Annotated in this window: 15 protein-coding genes; 9 read left to right on the top strand and 6 right to left on the bottom strand. The window is 66.9% G+C overall.

Annotated features, from left to right (window positions below):
* Nucleotides 1-18 precede the first annotated feature (18 nt).
* The 3 genes from HWX07_RS21065 to rsmD all read right to left on the bottom strand — a co-directional run bounded on the left by HWX07_RS21065 (nt 19) and on the right by rsmD (nt 1,562).
* Nucleotides 19-285 (bottom strand): YfhL family 4Fe-4S dicluster ferredoxin, encoded by a 267-nt coding sequence (locus HWX07_RS21065; protein ID WP_175877543.1) that lies wholly within the window; start codon nt 283-285, stop codon nt 19-21.
* A 53-nt stretch (nt 286-338) separates the two neighbouring features.
* A complete protein-coding gene (coaD, locus tag HWX07_RS21070) occupies nt 339-836 on the bottom strand; it encodes a pantetheine-phosphate adenylyltransferase (protein ID WP_006477773.1) in 498 nt (165 codons plus the stop codon).
* 111 nt (nt 837-947) lie between these two features.
* Nucleotides 948-1,562, bottom strand: coding sequence for a 16S rRNA (guanine(966)-N(2))-methyltransferase RsmD (rsmD, locus tag HWX07_RS21075; RefSeq protein ID WP_175877544.1), 615 nt, complete (start codon nt 1,560-1,562; stop codon nt 948-950).
* 216 nt (nt 1,563-1,778) lie between these two features.
* On the opposite strand from rsmD, the gene ftsY reads away from it, so the two are divergent.
* Entirely contained in the window at nt 1,779-2,936 is a 1,158-nt protein-coding gene (gene ftsY, locus HWX07_RS21080; RefSeq protein ID WP_175877545.1) for a signal recognition particle-docking protein FtsY, read from the top strand.
* A gap of 72 nt (nt 2,937-3,008) precedes the next feature.
* On the opposite strand, the gene maiA is transcribed toward ftsY, so the two are convergent.
* Nucleotides 3,009-3,653 (bottom strand): maleylacetoacetate isomerase, encoded by a 645-nt coding sequence (gene maiA, locus HWX07_RS21085; protein ID WP_175877546.1) that lies wholly within the window; start codon nt 3,651-3,653, stop codon nt 3,009-3,011.
* Nucleotides 3,654-3,832: 179 nt separating this feature from the next.
* Here maiA and ybiB point away from each other — a divergent pair, with 179 nt between their 5' ends.
* Together ybiB and leuA are read left to right on the top strand one after the other, a co-directional pair.
* Nucleotides 3,833-4,807, top strand: coding sequence for a DNA-binding protein YbiB (gene ybiB / locus HWX07_RS21090; RefSeq protein ID WP_175877547.1), 975 nt, complete (start codon nt 3,833-3,835; stop codon nt 4,805-4,807).
* A 377-nt stretch (nt 4,808-5,184) separates the two neighbouring features.
* Nucleotides 5,185-6,831, top strand: coding sequence for a 2-isopropylmalate synthase (gene leuA / locus HWX07_RS21095; RefSeq protein ID WP_175877548.1), 1,647 nt, complete (start codon nt 5,185-5,187; stop codon nt 6,829-6,831).
* 142 nt (nt 6,832-6,973) lie between these two features.
* On the opposite strand, the gene HWX07_RS21100 is transcribed toward leuA, so the two are convergent.
* Nucleotides 6,974-7,357, bottom strand: a complete 384-nt coding sequence (locus HWX07_RS21100) for a nuclear transport factor 2 family protein (protein ID WP_175877549.1) — start codon at nt 7,355-7,357, stop codon at nt 6,974-6,976.
* A gap of 45 nt (nt 7,358-7,402) precedes the next feature.
* On the bottom strand, nt 7,403-7,972 hold the full coding sequence (gene pagL, locus HWX07_RS21105) for a lipid A 3-O-deacylase PagL (RefSeq protein ID WP_011546256.1): 570 nt from the start codon (nt 7,970-7,972) through the stop codon (nt 7,403-7,405).
* A gap of 360 nt (nt 7,973-8,332) precedes the next feature.
* Between pagL and rpoH the strand changes: the two genes are divergently transcribed.
* The 6 genes from rpoH (at nt 8,333) to HWX07_RS21135 (ending at nt 15,861) form a co-directional block, all read left to right on the top strand.
* A complete protein-coding gene (gene rpoH, locus HWX07_RS21110) occupies nt 8,333-9,268 on the top strand; it encodes an RNA polymerase sigma factor RpoH (RefSeq protein ID WP_175877550.1) in 936 nt (311 codons plus the stop codon).
* A gap of 359 nt (nt 9,269-9,627) precedes the next feature.
* Nucleotides 9,628-9,909: a cytochrome oxidase putative small subunit CydP gene (gene cydP, locus HWX07_RS21115; protein WP_175877797.1), complete on the top strand. Its 282-nt coding sequence runs from the start codon at nt 9,628-9,630 to the stop codon at nt 9,907-9,909.
* The gene (locus tag HWX07_RS21120; protein WP_175877551.1) at nt 9,899-11,479 is read left to right on the top strand and encodes a cytochrome ubiquinol oxidase subunit I; all 1,581 of its coding nucleotides are present in this window, start codon (nt 9,899-9,901) and stop codon (nt 11,477-11,479) included. Before cydP ends, HWX07_RS21120 begins: the two co-directional genes overlap by 11 nt.
* Nucleotides 11,480-11,510: 31 nt before the next feature.
* A complete protein-coding gene (cydB, locus tag HWX07_RS21125) occupies nt 11,511-12,647 on the top strand; it encodes a cytochrome d ubiquinol oxidase subunit II (RefSeq protein ID WP_175877552.1) in 1,137 nt (378 codons plus the stop codon).
* 62 nt (nt 12,648-12,709) lie between these two features.
* On the top strand, nt 12,710-12,832 hold the full coding sequence (gene cydX / locus HWX07_RS21130; protein WP_006477761.1) for a cytochrome bd-I oxidase subunit CydX: 123 nt from the start codon (nt 12,710-12,712) through the stop codon (nt 12,830-12,832).
* 542 nt (nt 12,833-13,374) lie between these two features.
* Nucleotides 13,375-15,861 carry a family 20 glycosylhydrolase gene (locus HWX07_RS21135; RefSeq protein ID WP_175877553.1) on the top strand — a complete coding sequence of 829 codons (2,487 nt, stop codon included), beginning with the start codon at nt 13,375-13,377 and terminating at the stop codon, nt 15,859-15,861.
* The last annotated feature ends 157 nt before the right edge of the window (nt 15,862-16,018 follow it).

A 16,018-nucleotide genomic window follows, 5' to 3' on the forward strand; every position in this document is an offset into this window, starting at 1 on the left:
GCGCGCGTCAGCGCAGGATCACGATGCGTCGTCGCCCTTCACGGCGATCAACGCGTGGTACTTCTCCATCAATTGCGCGTGCGATTCGTCATACTGCGGATCGCGCGGAATGCATTCGACCGGACACACCTGCTGGCACTGCGGTTCGTCGAAATGGCCGACGCACTCGGTGCACTTGTTCGGGTCGATCACGTAGATGTCCGGGCCCATCGAAATCGCGCCGTTCGGGCACTCGGGCTCGCACACGTCGCAATTGATGCACTCGTCGGTAATCATCAAAGCCATACTGATCTCACTTCTTCAGGCCGGCGGCCGGCTTCGCAACCGGCCGCGCCGCGTCACGCGGCAGGGCCTCCCATCGCCGTGACTTTCTCGGTCAGCCACTTCTCGACGGACGGAAACACGAATTTGCTGACATCGCCGCCCAACTGCGCGATCTCGCGCACGATCGTCCCCGAGATGAACTGGTACTGGTCGGACGGCGTCATGAACATCGTCTCGACGTCGGGCAGCAGATAGCGGTTCATCCCCGCCATCTGGAACTCATATTCGAAATCGGACACGGCGCGCAGCCCGCGCACGATCACCCGCGCATTGTTGACGCGGACGAAATCCTTCAGGAGCCCGGTGAAACTCATCACCTTCACGTTCGGATAATGGCCGAGCACCTCGTTCGCAATCGTCAGACGTTCTTCGAGCGAGAAAAACGGCTTCTTCGCGCGGCTGTCGGCAACGCCCACCACCAGCGTATCAAAAATGCTCGACGCACGCCGCACGAGGTCTTCGTGCCCGCGCGTCAGCGGATCGAACGTACCGGGATACACGGCGACTACCATGTCGCTCCTCCTGTCATCACGCAAACGGGATGGCAGCCGCGCGATGCACGCGCCGCTGCCGAGATGGGCATGCGTCGCCTTTGGGGCGCGCCGCCTCGTATGGAACGCGCATTATTCATCATTTTCGCGGCGCAGCAAATGATAGTGAACCGCACCGGCCTTGCCCTGCTTCACTACCTGCCAGCCCGCGAGCGCGTCGTGCGCGGCCGGATCGAGTTCCGCCCCCGTTTCGACATACAGCGCGCCGCCCGCCGCGACGAGCGGCGCCGACAGCGCGATCGCGCGCTCGAGCGCGGCCAGGTCGTCGAACGGCGGATCGAGGAACACGACGTCGAACGCGCCCGGCGTGAGCCCGGCCGCGAGCCGCAGCGCATCGGCTTCGGCGATCTCGACCGAACGGGCGCCGAGTTTGTCCTTGATCGCACGCAACTGCTGCGCGGCGCGCGGATGGCGCTCGACCATCACGACGCTCGCCGCGCCGCGCGACGCGGCTTCGAAGCCGAGCGCGCCGGTGCCCGCGAACAGGTCGAGGCAGCGCCGGCCTTCGAGATCCTGGCCGAGCCAGTTGAACAGCGTCTCGCGCACGCGATCGGGCGTCGGGCGCAGGCCATCGAGATCGAGCACCGCGAGCGGCGTGCGTTTCCAGTCGCCGCCGATGATGCGGATCGTGTGCGGCTTGCCGCGACTGGAAGGGGCCGCCGGGCGGCCGGAAGAGGAACGGGACATACGGGATATCGACGACGGAGGGACCGGGCACGCGCAGGGGCGCGCCGCCAAACAGGCGCACGTTACCACAGCGGCGACGCGCACTGACGCGAGGGCCACGCCGCACTGATAAAATGCACGGTTTCGGCCGCCGTGCGCCGCGCCCGCGCGAACGCAGAACGGCCCGTCCGGCGCCCCGCTCTTGGCGGCGGCCCGCCCTCTTCCCGACGCCACACCATGTTCAGTTTCTTCAAACGATTCAAGAAAACGCAGGAGCCCGATCCGGCGGAATCGCAATCGGCCGACGCGCAACAAGCGGACGATGCGTCCGAGGCGGCGCCCGTGCTCGACGCGCCGCCCGCGGCCGACGTGCCGCACGCGCCTGCGCAACCCGCCGCGCCGGCCGTCGTGATGACGGTCACGCCGACCAACGACGGCCGCGACGAAGTCGTCGAGACGGTCGAGATCGTCCCGCCGCCGCTGCAGGACGCGTCCGCGAAGAAGTCGTGGCTCGCGCGCCTGAAAACGGGGCTCGCGAAGACGGGTTCGAGCATCACCGGCGTGTTCGTCAACACGAAGATCGACGAGGATCTGTACGAGGAGCTCGAAACCGCGCTGCTGATGTCCGACGCGGGCGTCGACGCGACCGAGTACCTGCTCGGCGCGCTGCGCGAGAAGGTGCGCGCGGGCCGGCTGACCGATCCGCGGCAGGTGAAGGATGCGCTGCACGACCTGCTCGTCGAGCTGCTGACGCCGCTCGAGAAATCGCTGATGCTCGGCCGCGCGCAGCCGCTCGTGATGATGATCACCGGCGTGAACGGCGCGGGCAAGACGACCAGCATCGGCAAGCTCGCAAAGCATCTGCAGAGCTTCGACCAGTCGGTGCTGCTGGCCGCCGGCGACACGTTCCGCGCGGCCGCGCGCGAACAGTTGGCGGTCTGGGGCGAGCGCAACAACGTGACGGTCGTGCAGCAGGAAAGCGGCGATCCGGCCGCGGTGATCTTCGACGCGGTCAGCGCCGCGCGCGCGCGCAAGATCGACGTGATGATGGCCGACACGGCCGGTCGCCTGCCGACGCAGCTCCATTTGATGGAAGAGCTGAAGAAGGTGAAGCGCGTGATCGCGAAGGCGCACGACGGCGCGCCGCACGAAGTGCTGCTGGTGATCGACGCGAACACCGGCCAGAACGCGCTCACGCAGGTGAAGGCGTTCGACGACGCGCTGGGCCTGACCGGCCTGATCGTCACGAAGCTCGACGGCACCGCGAAGGGCGGGATTCTCGCCGCGATCGCGCGGCAACGCCCGGTGCCCGTCTACTTCATCGGCGTCGGCGAGAAGGTCGAGGACCTTCAGCCGTTCAGCGCGGTGGAATTCGCGGACGCACTGCTCGGCTGAACGCCGCCGGCTCGCATCCCACGGGGCGCCTTCGGGCGCCCCTTTTTCATGCGCGCCGCGGGCGCGCCCCGCTCATTCCGCGTCCGGCTGCGCGCCCGGCTCGGCGGCCTTGAACGCATCGATCGTCGCCGCATGGTCGACGATCCGCTGGATCGTCGGGAAACGCGTCGTGTCGATCGAGAAGCGGTTCGCGTTGAACACCTGCGGCACGAGGCACACGTCGGCGAGCGTCGGCGTGTCGCCGAAACACAGCTTGCCGGTGCGCGGATCGTTCGCGAGACGCGTCTCGAGCGTGTCGAAGCCCGCCTCGATCCAGTGCCGGTACCACGCGTTCTTCGCGTCCTCGGGCACCTTCAGCGTGTGCTTCAGGTACTTCAGCACGCGCAGGTTGTTGAGCGGGTGGATCTCGCACGCGATCTGCAGCGCGACCGCGCGCACGTACGCGCGATCGACCGGCTGCTTCGGCAGCAGCGCGGGCTCGGGATGGGTTTCGTCGAGATATTCGATGATCGCGAGCGACTGCTGCAGCGTCGCGTCGCCATCGATCAGCGTCGGTACGACCCCATCCGGATTCAGTGCGCGGTACGCGTCCTTCAGTTGCTCGCCGCCGTCGCGCAGCATGTGGACGGGGGCATAGTCGAACGGCAGCTGCTTCAGGTTCAGGGCGATCCGCACGCGGTACGACGCGGAACTGCGGAAATAGCTGTAGAGCTTCATGGGATGTCTCTCTTTGGTCGTATTCGGCCGGCGGCGGCCTGGGCGCGGCGCAGCGGCGCGCGTGCCGCCGGGAACCAGAGTGTAGCGCGGCACGATGCGCGGCCGCGCCCGTGCGATACTCGGGGCATTCCTTACCGCTCACCGCGCGGCCCGATGCCGGCCGCCCGCCCCACGTTCCGATGACCGCTTCCCACGATCCCGCCGCCGCTCCGTTCCCTTGCGCCCGCTTCATCAAGGAAATCGGTCGCGGCCCGAACGGCGCGCGCGCCCTGTCCGCCGAGGACACGTTCGCGCTCTACCGCGCGATGCTCGATGCGCGCGTGTCGGACGTCGAACTCGGCGCGATCCTGATCGCCTATCGGCTGAAGGGCGAATCCGCCGACGAACTGGCCGCGATGCTCGCCGCCGCGCAGGCGTCGTTCGAGCCCGTGCACGTACAGGACGCCGCGTTCCGCCCGGTGTCGATCCCGAGCTACAACGGCGCGCGCAAGCAGCCGAACCTCGTGCCGCTGCTTGCGCTGCTGCTCGCGCGGGAAGGCGTGCCGGTGCTCGTGCATGGGGTGGAGCGCGATCCGGGCCGCGTGACGAGCGCCGAGATCTTCTCGGCGCTGTCGCTCGCGCCATCGACGTCGCACGATGCGATCGAGGACACGCTCGCCGAACGCCGCGTCGCGTTCGCACCGATCGACGTGCTGGCGCCGCGCATCGCGCGCCTGCTGTCGATGCGCGGCGTGCTCGGCGTACGGAATTCGACGCATACGCTCGTGAAGATCCTGCAGCCGTTCGCGCCGGCCGGGCTGCGGCTCGTCAACTACACGCACCCGCCGTACCGCGACAGCCTCGCAGCGCTGTTCCGCGATCATCCGGACGCCGCGCTCGGCGGCGCGCTGCTCGCGCGCGGCACCGAAGGCGAAGCGGTGGCCGACACGCGCCGCCAGGTGCAGGTCGACTGGCTGCACGACGGCGTGTGCGACACGCTGATCGACGCCGAGCGTTCGTCGACCGACGCGCCGCCCGTCGCACTGCCCGAGTCGCGCGATGCGGCGACCACGGCCGCGTGGACGGACGCCGTGCTGCGCGGCGAGGTGCCGGTGCCCGATACCGTGGCGCGACAGGTCGCGACGATCGTGCAGATCGCCCGCATCGCGCGCTGACGGCGCGACGACTACCCGCCCCTTTATCCCGACATTTGACACGCGGGCGCATCCTGGCATAGAGTGGCCGTCATGCGTTCCTTTCCGAACCCCCTCCGAATTACCTCCGGCCGCCTAGCGCGGCCGCTATCGCTACGACTAGCCTAAGGCTGTCGTAGCGCCGTGTGCCGTCCGCACGGTCCTCCCAGCAGTTCCTCGCCGTACCCCTCTCGCAGTTTTTACAACCCGAAGTCGTCAGCATTCGTCCGTCCATCCGTCGGCCGATTCGCGAAGATCATCCGCATCCGCGGCGCCATCGCGCGCCGGGTGCGAGGCAGCGCCAACCGTCGCCCATGCCGCCCGTCTTCGCTCGCGACTTGAGACCCGAGGTCCAGAAGATGATGCGCAATCCGCAAGACAAGTACCGTCCGTTCGAGCCCGTCCGCCTCAATGGCCGCCGCTGGCCGGCCCGCACCATCGAGCGTGCGCCCGTGTGGATGAGCACCGACCTGCGCGACGGCAACCAGTCGCTGATCGAGCCGATGAGCATCGAGCAGAAGCTCGAGTTCTTCGAAATGCTCGTCGCCATCGGGTTCAAGGAGATCGAAGTCGGTTTTCCGTCGGCGTCGCAAACCGACTTCGATTTCGTGCGCAAGCTGATCGACGACAAGCGGATTCCCGAAGACGTGACGATCGAGGTGCTCGTGCAGTCGCGCGAAGACCTGATCGCCCGTACGTTCGATGCGCTCGAAGGCGCGCCGCGCGCGATCGTGCACCTGTACAACGCGGTCTGCCCGTCGTTCCGCCGCATCGTGTTCGGGATGTCGAAGAACGACGTGAAGGCGCTCGCGATCGACGGCACGCGCATCATCAAGGCACACGCGACCGCGCGCCCCGATACCCGCTGGACCTTCCAGTACTCGCCGGAAACCTTCAGCATGACCGAGCTGACGTTCGCGCGCGAGATCTGCGACGCGGTCGCGCAGACGTGGCGCCCGACCCGCGACCACAAGATGATCGTCAACCTGCCGGCCACCGTCGAGGCCGCGACCCCGAACGTGTTCGCCGACCAGATCGAATGGATGGACCGCAACCTCGCGTATCGCGACAGCATCGTGCTGTCCGTGCATCCGCACAACGATCGCGGCACCGCGGTCGCGGCGGCCGAACTCGCGCTGCTCGCGGGCGCCGACCGCATCGAGGGCTGCCTGTTCGGCAACGGCGAGCGCACCGGCAACGTCGATCTCGTCACGCTCGCGTTGAATCTCTACACGCAAGGCATCGACCCGGGCCTCGATTTCTCCGACATCGACGCGGTGCGCCGCGTCGTCGAGCGCTGCAACCAGATTCCCGTACATCCGCGCCACCCGTACGCGGGCGACCTCGTGTTCACCGCGTTCTCGGGCTCGCACCAGGATGCGATCCGCAAGGGCTTCGCGCAGCAGCGTCCCGATGCGATCTGGGAGGTCCCGTACCTGCCGATCGACCCGGCCGACCTCGGCCGCAGCTACGATGCGGTGATCCGCGTGAACAGCCAGTCGGGCAAGGGCGGCGCGACGTTCCTGCTCGAGCGCGGGATGGGCTTCACGCCGACGCGCCGCGTCCAGATCGAATTCAGCCATGCGGTGCAGACGCTCGCCGACGCGTCGGGCGAGGAAGTGACGGGCGACGCGATTTGCGCGCTGTTCTCCCGCGAATTCTTCGAGACCGACGGCCCGGCCGCACGTCACGGCAGCGGCGCGCGCTGGCAAAACCGCGAGATCGCGGTGGCGCCCGCCGCCGACGCGACGCCCGACGACGCGGTGCGACGTTTCGCCGCGGCATTTGCGACGGCCGCCGGCGCCGCGATCGACGTCGCGTCGTGCGAACACACGCGCGCCGCGGACGGCCGGATCGCGGTATCGGTCGGTTGCCGGGTTGGCGACGCGCCGCTGCGGCACGGGGTCGGCGTGCACGCCGACGCGGCGAGCGCGGCACTCGATGCGGTCGTCAGCGCGATCAACCGCTCGGCATGGCACTGCACGGATCGACGCGCGGCGGCCTGAGCGCCGGACTTCGATGCAGGGTTGAATGTCAGCGAGCGGTGCGTAACCGCCCGTGCGCCGCGCGATCCGCGCCGCACGGGGCAACAAGAAGCGGCTCAGAAGGCCGCTTCGGTCGGGACATGAAAAGGCGCGCCACCCGCGCTCACGTCTCGGTCGCGCACCGCGTCGCCTGCCACGCGAACAGGCACCAGTGGCCCTGGTCGTGCGTGTGGACGGACGTATAGGCAATCGGGAAGACGAGGCCGCCGTTGTTCGTTTCCATCTCGATCAACGCGCGGCCGGTGACGACGCAGGTCTCGTCGCCGACCGGCAGCACGTCCTGCGACTGGATTTCGATCTGGCGATAGCGGCGGCGGCCGGCGACGATGGCGTCGATGAACTGCTGCTTGGTTTCGCGCTTGCCGTTGGTGTGGACGAAAAACACCTTGTCCGACAGCAGCGCGGCGAGCGCCTCCCCGTCGCCGTCCACCATCGCCCGGAACCGGTCGCGCTCGAGCGCGCGGATCGCATCGACCACCTTCGCCATCGCCTGACTCCTCGGCAACGCGCCCGCCTTGCACGGGCGTACGGATCAGAAGTTGTACTGCAGGTAGAACTGGTGGAAATTTATACCAGGATTCGGCTCTTTGATACCCGCGTTAGACACATGTTCGAAACGGTAGCCGACCTGATACTGTTGCCGTTGGCCGAACTGCACGCCCACGCCACCCGTCGGCGCGAACTGGAACGCGGTCGACAGCGAGAAATTGTCCGAGATCGTCGGATGCGTGAGAAGCCGGACGCCGCCGCCCGCCTCGATGAACGGGCGAATCTGCCCGCTGCTCTTGATGAAACGGAACATCGGCGTGACGCCGAACTCGCCGATGTTGCCGTGGACGTTGCCGCCCGTGTGCCAGTAGCCGGCGTGCCCTTCGACGACGAACGCGAAGTGCCAGCCGCCGATTTCCCACCAGTTCCAGCCCGGGTCCCACACCACGCCGATATCGGCCTTGTCGATCCCCCGACGATCCGAAAACCCGCCGCCCGCCTGGATCCCCCATCGATCCGCGAAAGCCGCACCGGATCCGCCCAGAAGAGACGCTGCCAGCATCGCATGCAGCACCAGCCGGCTGCCGGGCCGGCGATTCTTCTTATTGTTCATCTGACACTCCAACTTTGTGGGTTGAATGGAGCCTGCCGCAACGGCCGGGCCCGAGCGAACTGAATGGTATGGTAAAGGACTTTTCGGATCGGCATCACGAAGCGAAATTGTTTGCTTCCAAAACGACAAAAATCGAAATCGTCTACTGATTCCCCTCAGAAACAACGGCTTACGGAACTTCGTGGCCCCGCCCGTGTCGCAGAATAGGCTATCGACTCAACCGGTTCGATAGAAAAATGGGGAACTCCGATGCCCCCGCCCGCTCTAAGGAATTAGCACTCGTATTGCGGGAGTGCTAAGATGACCCACGGAATCTCATTCGAGACCGGGGTTTGTCCCTGATTCCAAAGGAGTTTTTTAGTGAGCCACGCCCTGACCCTCCCGAACACGCTGAGCCCGACGCCGGCCAAGGCCGAATCGGCAGGCTCGCTGGCGCTCGCAGCCCAATCGATGTTGCCCGGCCAGCTCGGCAACATCGACGCGTACATCCAGGCCGTCAATCGCATTCCGCTGCTGACCGCCGAAGAGGAACGCCGCTACGCAACCGAATTCCGCGAGGACAACAACCTCGACGCGGCGCGCCGCCTCGTGCTGTCGCACCTGCGTCTCGTCGTGTCGATCGCGCGCAACTATCTCGGCTACGGCCTGCCGCACGGCGACCTGATCCAGGAAGGCAACATCGGCCTGATGAAAGCCGTGAAGCGGTTCGACCCGGCGCAAAACGTGCGCCTGGTGTCGTACGCGATTCACTGGATCAAGGCCGAGATCCATGAGTACATCCTGCGCAACTGGCGCATGGTGAAGGTCGCGACGACGAAGGCGCAGCGCAAGCTGTTCTTCAACCTGCGCAGCCACAAGAAGAGCATGCAGGCGATGATGCCCGAGGAAATCGACGGCCTCGCGCAGGAGCTCAACGTCAAGCGCGAGGAAGTCACCGAGATGGAAACGCGCCTGTCGGGCGGCGACATCGCGCTCGAAGGCCAAGTGGAAGACGGCGAGGAGTCGTACGCGCCGATCGCCTACCTGGCCGACTCGCACAACGAGCCGACCGCCGTGCTGGCTGCACGTCAGCGCGACATGCTGCAGACGGACGGCATCGCGCAGGCGCTCGACGCGCTCGACGCGCGCAGCCGCCGCATCATCGAGGCGCGCTGGCTGCACGTCGACGACGACGGCTCGGGCGGCTCGACGCTGCACGATCTCGCCGCCGAGTTCGGTGTGTCGGCGGAACGCATCCGCCAGATCGAAGCGAGCGCGATGAAGAAGATGCGCACGGCCCTCGCCGAATACGCGTAAATCCCGGCGATTTAGAGCGCTTCATCGAAAACCGCTGCCCGACCGGCAGCGGTTTTTTTTCGTCCGTTTTTCCGCTGCTTTTCCCCCGCTTTTCAACGCGTTTCACGCTCCGTTTCTCACCCGTTAATTGAACGGATTCGTCGGGCATTACGCTATTGTCGACGCCATTCCGCATAGCCTTGATCCACCTCAATTTTTACCCCCTGTTTCGCGACGGTCTGCCGCAGCGCAGCACTCGGCATCGGAAAGCAGTCCTTTTAAAATTGGCATGTCAGGCGCAAAAGGATTAAAACAGCTTCACGGCCGTCATAAATCCGACGTAAAGTCGCCCCCAATCCGACGTAAATCGATTCAGGATAATCGCCTTGATCTCGATCAATAAAGAGCCTGCGCCGCCCTCGCGGCCGGCCGGCACGATCGGCTGGCGTGCGCGCATCGCCGCGTGGGCACGCGGCCCCACCCTCGCCCGCGACATCACCCTGGTGCTGATCGTCAAGCTGATCCTCCTGATGTCGCTCAAATACGCATTCTTCAATCATCCGCAGGCCGAGCACATGTCGTTGCCGCCTGCCGCCGTCGCCGAGAAGCTGCTGTCGGTGCCGGTGCCCGCCTCTACCGAGGGAGACCACCATGATAAGTAGTGAAGTCGTCGATCTGTCACGCCTGCAGTTCGGCATCACGGCGCTCTACCACTTCCTGTTCGTGCCGCTGACGCTCGGCCTGTCCTGGCTGCTCGTCATCATGGAAGCCGTCTACGTGATGACCGGCAAACAGGTCTACAAGGACATGACCCAGTTCTGGGGCAAGCTGTTCGGGATCAACTTCGCGATGGGCGTGACGACCGGCATCACGCTCGAATTCCAGTTCGGCACGAACTGGTCGTACTACTCGCACTACGTCGGCGACATCTTCGGCGTGCCGCTCGCGGTCGAAGGCCTGATGGCGTTCTTCCTCGAATCGACGTTCGTCGGCCTGTTCTTCTTCGGCTGGAACCGCCTGTCGAAGGTGAAGCACCTGATCGTCACGTTCCTCGTCGCGCTGGGCTCGAACCTGTCCGCGCTGTGGATCCTCGTCGCGAACGGCTGGATGAACAACCCGGTCGGCGCCGAGTTCAACTACCAGACGATGCGCATGGAGATGACGAGCCTGTTCGACGTGCTGTTCAACCCGGTCGCGCAGGTGAAGTTCGTGCACACGGTGTCGGCCGGCTACGTGTCGGCGGCGATGTTCGTGCTCGGCGTGTCGTCGTGGTACCTGCTGAAGAAGCGCGACGTCGACTTCGCGCTGCGCTCGTTCGCGGTCGCGGCCGGCTTCGGCCTCGCGGCCACGCTGTGCGTGATCGTGCTCGGCGACGAATCGGGCTATACGACCGGCGAAGTGCAGAAGATGAAGCTCGCCGCGATCGAATCCGAATGGGACACGCAGCCGGCGCCCGCGTCGTTCACGCTGATCGGCATCCCGAACCAGGAGGAACAGCGCACCGACTACGCGATCAAGATCCCGTACGCGCTCGGCCTGATCGCGACGCGCTCGATCGACGAACCGGTGATCGGCCTGCGCGATCTCGCGAAGCACAGCGAGGAGCACATCCAGAGCGGGATGATCGCGTACGGCGCGCTGCAGAAGCTCAAGCAGGGCGACACGAGCGACGCGACCCGCGCGCTGTTCGACCAGCACAAGCAGTATCTCGGCTACGGGCTGATGCTCAAGCAGTTCACGCCGAACGTGACCGATGCGACGCCCGAGCAGATCAAGGCCGCCGCGAAGAAGACGATCCCGCCCGTCGCGCCGGTGTTCTTCTCGTTCCGGATCATGGTGTTCCTTGGCTTCCTGTTCGTCGCGACGTTCGTTGCCGCGTTCTGGTTCTGCGCGCGGCGGCAACTGCTGCAGGACAACCGCCGCTGGTTCCTGCGCTACGCGGTGTGGGCGATCCCGCTGCCGTGGATCGCGATCGAATTCGGCTGGATCGTCGCCGAGCTCGGCCGCCAGCCGTGGACGATCGCCGGTGTGCTGCCGACGCACCTGTCCGCGTCGAGCCTGCAGCCGAGCGACCTGTACCTGAGCCTCGCCGGTTTCATCCTGTTCTACACCGCGCTGTTCGTCATCGAGATCAAGCTGATGTTCAAGTACGCGCGCCTCGGCCCGTCGTCGCTGCATACCGGCCGCTATCACCACGAACTCGCCGCTGCCGGCGAGCGGGCCGCGGTCTGAGCACGCCCTCGCAACCGAACAAGGAATCGCTATGGACTATGCAACTCTCAAGCTGATCTGGTGGCTGCTCGTCGGCGTGCTGCTGATCGGCTTCGCCGTCACCGACGGCTTCGACATGGGCGCGACCGCGCTGCTGCCGTTCCTCGGCAAGACCGACGAGGAGCGCCGCATCATCGTCAACACGGTCGGCGCGACCTGGGAAGGCAACCAGGTGTGGCTGATCACGGCCGGCGGCGCGATGTTCGCGGCCTGGCCGCTCGTCTACGCGGCGTCGTTCTCCGGCTTCTACTTCGCGATGCTGCTCGTGCTGTTCGCGCTGTTCTTCCGGCCGGTGGGCTTCGACTACCGCAGCAAGCGGCCGGACCCACGCTGGCGCGCGGGCTGGGACTGGGGCCTGTTCGTCGGCGGCTTCGTGCCGGCGCTGGTGTTCGGCGTCGCGTTCGGCAACCTGCTGCAGGGCGTGCCGTTCAAGTTCGACAGCGATCTGCGCGTGACCTACTACGGCGGCTTCTGGGCGTTGCTGAACCCGTTCGCGCTGCTGTGCGGGCTCGTCAGCCTCACGATGCTCGTCGCGCACGGCGCCGCGTTCATCAAGATGAAGACCGACGGCGTGATCGCGCGCCGTGCATCGATCGCGCTGCGCGTCGCGTCGTTCCTCGCGGTCGTGCTGTTCGTGCTGGCCGGCGTGCTGGTGGCCTCCTATATCGGCGGCTTCCACATCACCCATGCGGCACCGACCGACACCGTCGCGAACCCGCTGCTCAAGGACGTCGCCGCCGGTTCGGGCCTCTGGCTCGCGAACTACGGCGACTATCCGTGGATGATCGCGGCGCCCGTCGTCGGGATCGCAGGCGGCGTGCTGGCGCTGCTGCTCGCCGGCTCGAAGCAGGAGAAGACGGCGTTCTTCTGCACGGGCCTGATGATCGTCGGCGTGATCCTGACCGCGGGCTTCTCGATGTTCCCGTTCATCATGCCGTCGTCGCTCGACCCGCGCAGCAGCCTGACCGTATGGGATTCGACGTCGAGCCACATGACGCTGCAGGTGATGCTGATCGCGGTGATCGTGTTCCTGCCGATCGTGCTGCTCTACACGAGCTGGGTGTATCGCGTGATGCGCGGCAAGGTCACGCAGCAGACGCTCGAAGAGAACACGCACTCGATGTATTGATGCATTGAACCGGGCCGGGGCGCGCAAACGCCCTCGCCCATCGTTTCGCAAGGAGTCGGATCATGTGGTATTTCAGCTGGATTCTCGGTATCGGCGTCGCGCTGTCGTTCGGCATCGTCAACGCGATGTGGCTCGAAGCGCGGCAGAAGACGCAGGAAGCGCCCGTGCGTGCGCGGCGCGACTGACACCCGTCGCCCCCCGGAAGGGAAAAGAACCTCGCTTCGTGCGAGGTTTTTTTCATTCTGGCCGCGCTGGCAGGCGTCGCCCGGCGATGCCAATTTAGCGCCAGATTGATACCACTTGAATACCAATAAAAGGTTTCATAAGATCGTTGGACACGGCCGCTGACAGGCCGAATCCTTCTGGGTGGGGGAGACATGCGAATCCCGTGTGTGGCGTGCGCATGCGCGCCATCTCGACGTCCGTGCGCCACGGCGCGCGCCGTCGTCGCGCTCGTGCGTGGCCAACCGAGCGCCGCCGGCCGTGGCCGCCTCGTCGCCGCGGCGAACGCCATGGGCCGCCGATGAGTCCGCGCACGCCGCCGCGCCGATCCGATCGGCACGCATGCCCGCCGCCCGTTCCGTAACGCACGCTCCCGCGTGCCGAATGCGCGTGGGGCAGCCGTATCGCCCCGCGTGCCGGTATCTCCCGCAGCTCCACTGAAAGACCCGATCGCAGCGACGTCGCGTCACGGCGCCGCTACGCCCCCTTTTTCTCAGGAGTTCGAATGAAGCGTACCTTGCCATCCCTCATTGCCGCCCTGCTGATCGCGGTGTTGCCGCCTGCCGCGATCGCCGCGGTACCGGCGTCGGGCGCCGCCAACGCGAACGCCGGCGCCGCGCCAGCGGCCGCCGCCCAGGCAGCCAGCCTCGCGACGCTGCTGTCGAACGGCCTCGCGTTGCGCGTGGCCGTCGACAACAACCACGCAGCCGCGGCCGGCGTGCCGTGCGCCGATCTCGGCGCCGACGGCGCGGCCTGCGCAACGGGCCGCCTGATCCTGCAGAACCGCGGCCACCAAGCGATCGCCGACGGCGGCTGGAAGCTCTACCTGCACAGCATCCGCCGCCTGCTGCGGATCGACCGACCCGGCTTCGCGCTGCGGCGGCTCACCGGCGACCTGTACGAACTGACGCCGCAGCCGGGCTCGGTGCGGCTCGCGCCCGGGGAACGCATCGAGCTGCCGTTCGTCGCCGAATACTGGCTGCTGCGCTACAGCGACGTGATTCCGCGCCCGTACGTCGTCGTCGACGGCGCGCCGCCGGCCGTGCTGCGCTACAACGACACCGACAACGAGCTGCGCTACGTCGAATCGCTGCCGGCCGACGCGCAGAACAACTCGACCGGCAACGCGCCGCCGGTGGTCGCACGACCCGATCCGGGCCGCGCGCTGCCGAGCGTGAAGCGCGAACAGCCGCTGCCCGGCACGCTCGAGCTGCGCGGCGTCGAACTCGCGCTGCCGGAGCTGCCGGACGCGCAGGTCGCGGCGCTGCGCGAGCGCGCGACGACCCTCGGGCTCGATGGCGCACGCGTGCCGGTGCGCGGCTTCGTCGCACCGCGCCGGCTGCCGGCCGACATCGCGACACCGGGCGGCTACCGGCTCGCGATCGGGCCGCGGGGCGTGCTGATCGAAGGCTACGATCGCGCGGGCCTCTACTACGGCGTGCAGACGCTCTACTCGCTCGCGCCGGCCGGCGGCGGCCCGATTCCGGCGATGCTCGTCGAGGATGCACCGCGCTTCACGCATCGCGGCATGCACGTCGACCTCGCGCGCAACTTCAAGCAGCCGGCGACGCTGCGCCGCCTGATCGACCAGATGAGCGCGTACAAGCTCAATCGCCTGCACCTGCATCTGTCCGACGACGAAGGCTGGCGCATCGAGATTCCCGGCCTGCCCGAGCTGACCGAGATCGGCTCGCGCCGCTGCCACGACCCGAGCGAGACGCGCTGCCTGCTGCCGCAGCTCGGCTCCGGCCCCGACAATCGCTCGGGCGGCGGCTACCTGACGCGCGACGACTACGTGGCACTCGTGCGCTACGCGGCCGCGCGCTTCGTCCAGATCATCCCCGAGATCGACATGCCCGCGCATGCGCGCGCGGCCGTCGTGACGATGGAGGCGCGCTACCGGCGGCTGCATGCGGCGGGACGCGAGCAGGAAGCGAACGCGTACCGGCTGCTCGACCCGCAGGACACGACGAACCTGACGACGGTGCAGTTCTACGACCGGCGCAGCGACCTGAATCCATGCGTGCCGGGCGCGCTCAACTTCGCGTCGAAGGTGATCCGCGAGATCGCGGCGATGCACGCGGACGCGCAGGCGCCGCTGCAGACCTGGCACTACGGCGGCGACGAAGCGAAGAACATCTTCCTCGGCGGCGGCTTCCAGGCGCTCAACGGCACCGATCCGAACAAGGGGCGCATCGATCTGGCCGCGCAGGACAAGCCGTGGGCGCGGTCGCCGGCTTGCACGGCGCTGCTCCAGCGCGGCGAGATCAAGTCGATCGACGAGCTGCCGACGCGTTTCGCGAAACAGGTGAGCGCGGCGGTCAACACGAACGGGATCGGCACGATGGCCGCGTGGCAGGACGGCATCAAGCATGCGAACGGGCCGCAGGATTTCAGCACGCGCCACGTGATGGTGTCGCTGTGGGACACGATCTTCTGGGGTGCGTCGGACAGCGCGCGCGACCTGAGCGGCAAGGGCTACCAGACGGTGCTAGCGCTGCCCGACTACCTGTACTTCGACTTCCCGTACACGCTCAATCCGCGCGAGCGCGGCTACTACTGGGGCTCGCACGCGACCGACGAGTACAAGGTGTTCTCGCTCGCGCCGGAGAACCTGCCGCAGAACGCAGAAGTGATGGGCGACCGCGACGGCAACCCGTTCGAGGTGACGGGCACGGGCCCCGCGCCGCGCATCGAAGGCATGCAGGGCCAGGCGTGGGGCGAGGTGATGCGCAACGACACCTTCCTCGAATACATGACCTATCCGCGGCTGCTCGCGCTCGCCGAGCGCGCGTGGCACCGGGCCGACTGGGAGCTGCCGTATGCGGCCGGCGTGCGCTTCAAGCGCGGCGACACGCATCACGTCGACATCGCCGCGCTGCAGCGCGACTGGGCCGGCTTCGCGACGCTGCTCACGCAACGCGAATTGCCGAAGCTGGAGCGTGCCGGTGTCGGCTACCGGAAGCCGACCTTCACGCTGACGAATCCGTGATCGGCTGAACGGCCAGGCAGTTGAGCGGCAGGCGATGCGGACCCACGCATCGCGTATCGCACACTTGTCGCGCACTTATCGCACACTGCCTTCGCCAAAGCAAAAACGGCTTGCGACGCACACGTCACAAGCCGTTTTTCTTTGACCGCTTTTGTCC

This window comes from Burkholderia sp. BCC0097 (assembly GCF_902832985.1).
Taxonomy (GTDB): Bacteria; Pseudomonadota; Gammaproteobacteria; order Burkholderiales; family Burkholderiaceae; genus Burkholderia; species Burkholderia orbicola.

Coding starts and splice junctions, on each gene's coding strand:
- HWX07_RS21100 (WP_175877549.1), bottom strand. CDS start 7,357: ATGGCGAAGGTGGTCGATGCGATCCGCGCGCTCGAGCGCGACCGGTTC.
- ftsY (WP_175877545.1), top strand. CDS start 1,779: ATGTTCAGTTTCTTCAAACGATTCAAGAAAACGCAGGAGCCCGATCCG.
- rsmD (WP_175877544.1), bottom strand. CDS start 1,562: ATGTCCCGTTCCTCTTCCGGCCGCCCGGCGGCCCCTTCCAGTCGCGGC.
- cydB (WP_175877552.1), top strand. CDS start 11,511: ATGGACTATGCAACTCTCAAGCTGATCTGGTGGCTGCTCGTCGGCGTG.
- HWX07_RS21120 (WP_175877551.1), top strand. CDS start 9,899: ATGATAAGTAGTGAAGTCGTCGATCTGTCACGCCTGCAGTTCGGCATC.
- HWX07_RS21135 (WP_175877553.1), top strand. CDS start 13,375: ATGAAGCGTACCTTGCCATCCCTCATTGCCGCCCTGCTGATCGCGGTG.
- coaD (WP_006477773.1), bottom strand. CDS start 836: ATGGTAGTCGCCGTGTATCCCGGTACGTTCGATCCGCTGACGCGCGGG.
- ybiB (WP_175877547.1), top strand. CDS start 3,833: ATGACCGCTTCCCACGATCCCGCCGCCGCTCCGTTCCCTTGCGCCCGC.
- maiA (WP_175877546.1), bottom strand. CDS start 3,653: ATGAAGCTCTACAGCTATTTCCGCAGTTCCGCGTCGTACCGCGTGCGG.
- pagL (WP_011546256.1), bottom strand. CDS start 7,972: ATGAACAATAAGAAGAATCGCCGGCCCGGCAGCCGGCTGGTGCTGCAT.
- leuA (WP_175877548.1), top strand. CDS start 5,185: ATGATGCGCAATCCGCAAGACAAGTACCGTCCGTTCGAGCCCGTCCGC.
- HWX07_RS21065 (WP_175877543.1), bottom strand. CDS start 285: ATGGCTTTGATGATTACCGACGAGTGCATCAATTGCGACGTGTGCGAG.
- cydX (WP_006477761.1), top strand. CDS start 12,710: ATGTGGTATTTCAGCTGGATTCTCGGTATCGGCGTCGCGCTGTCGTTC.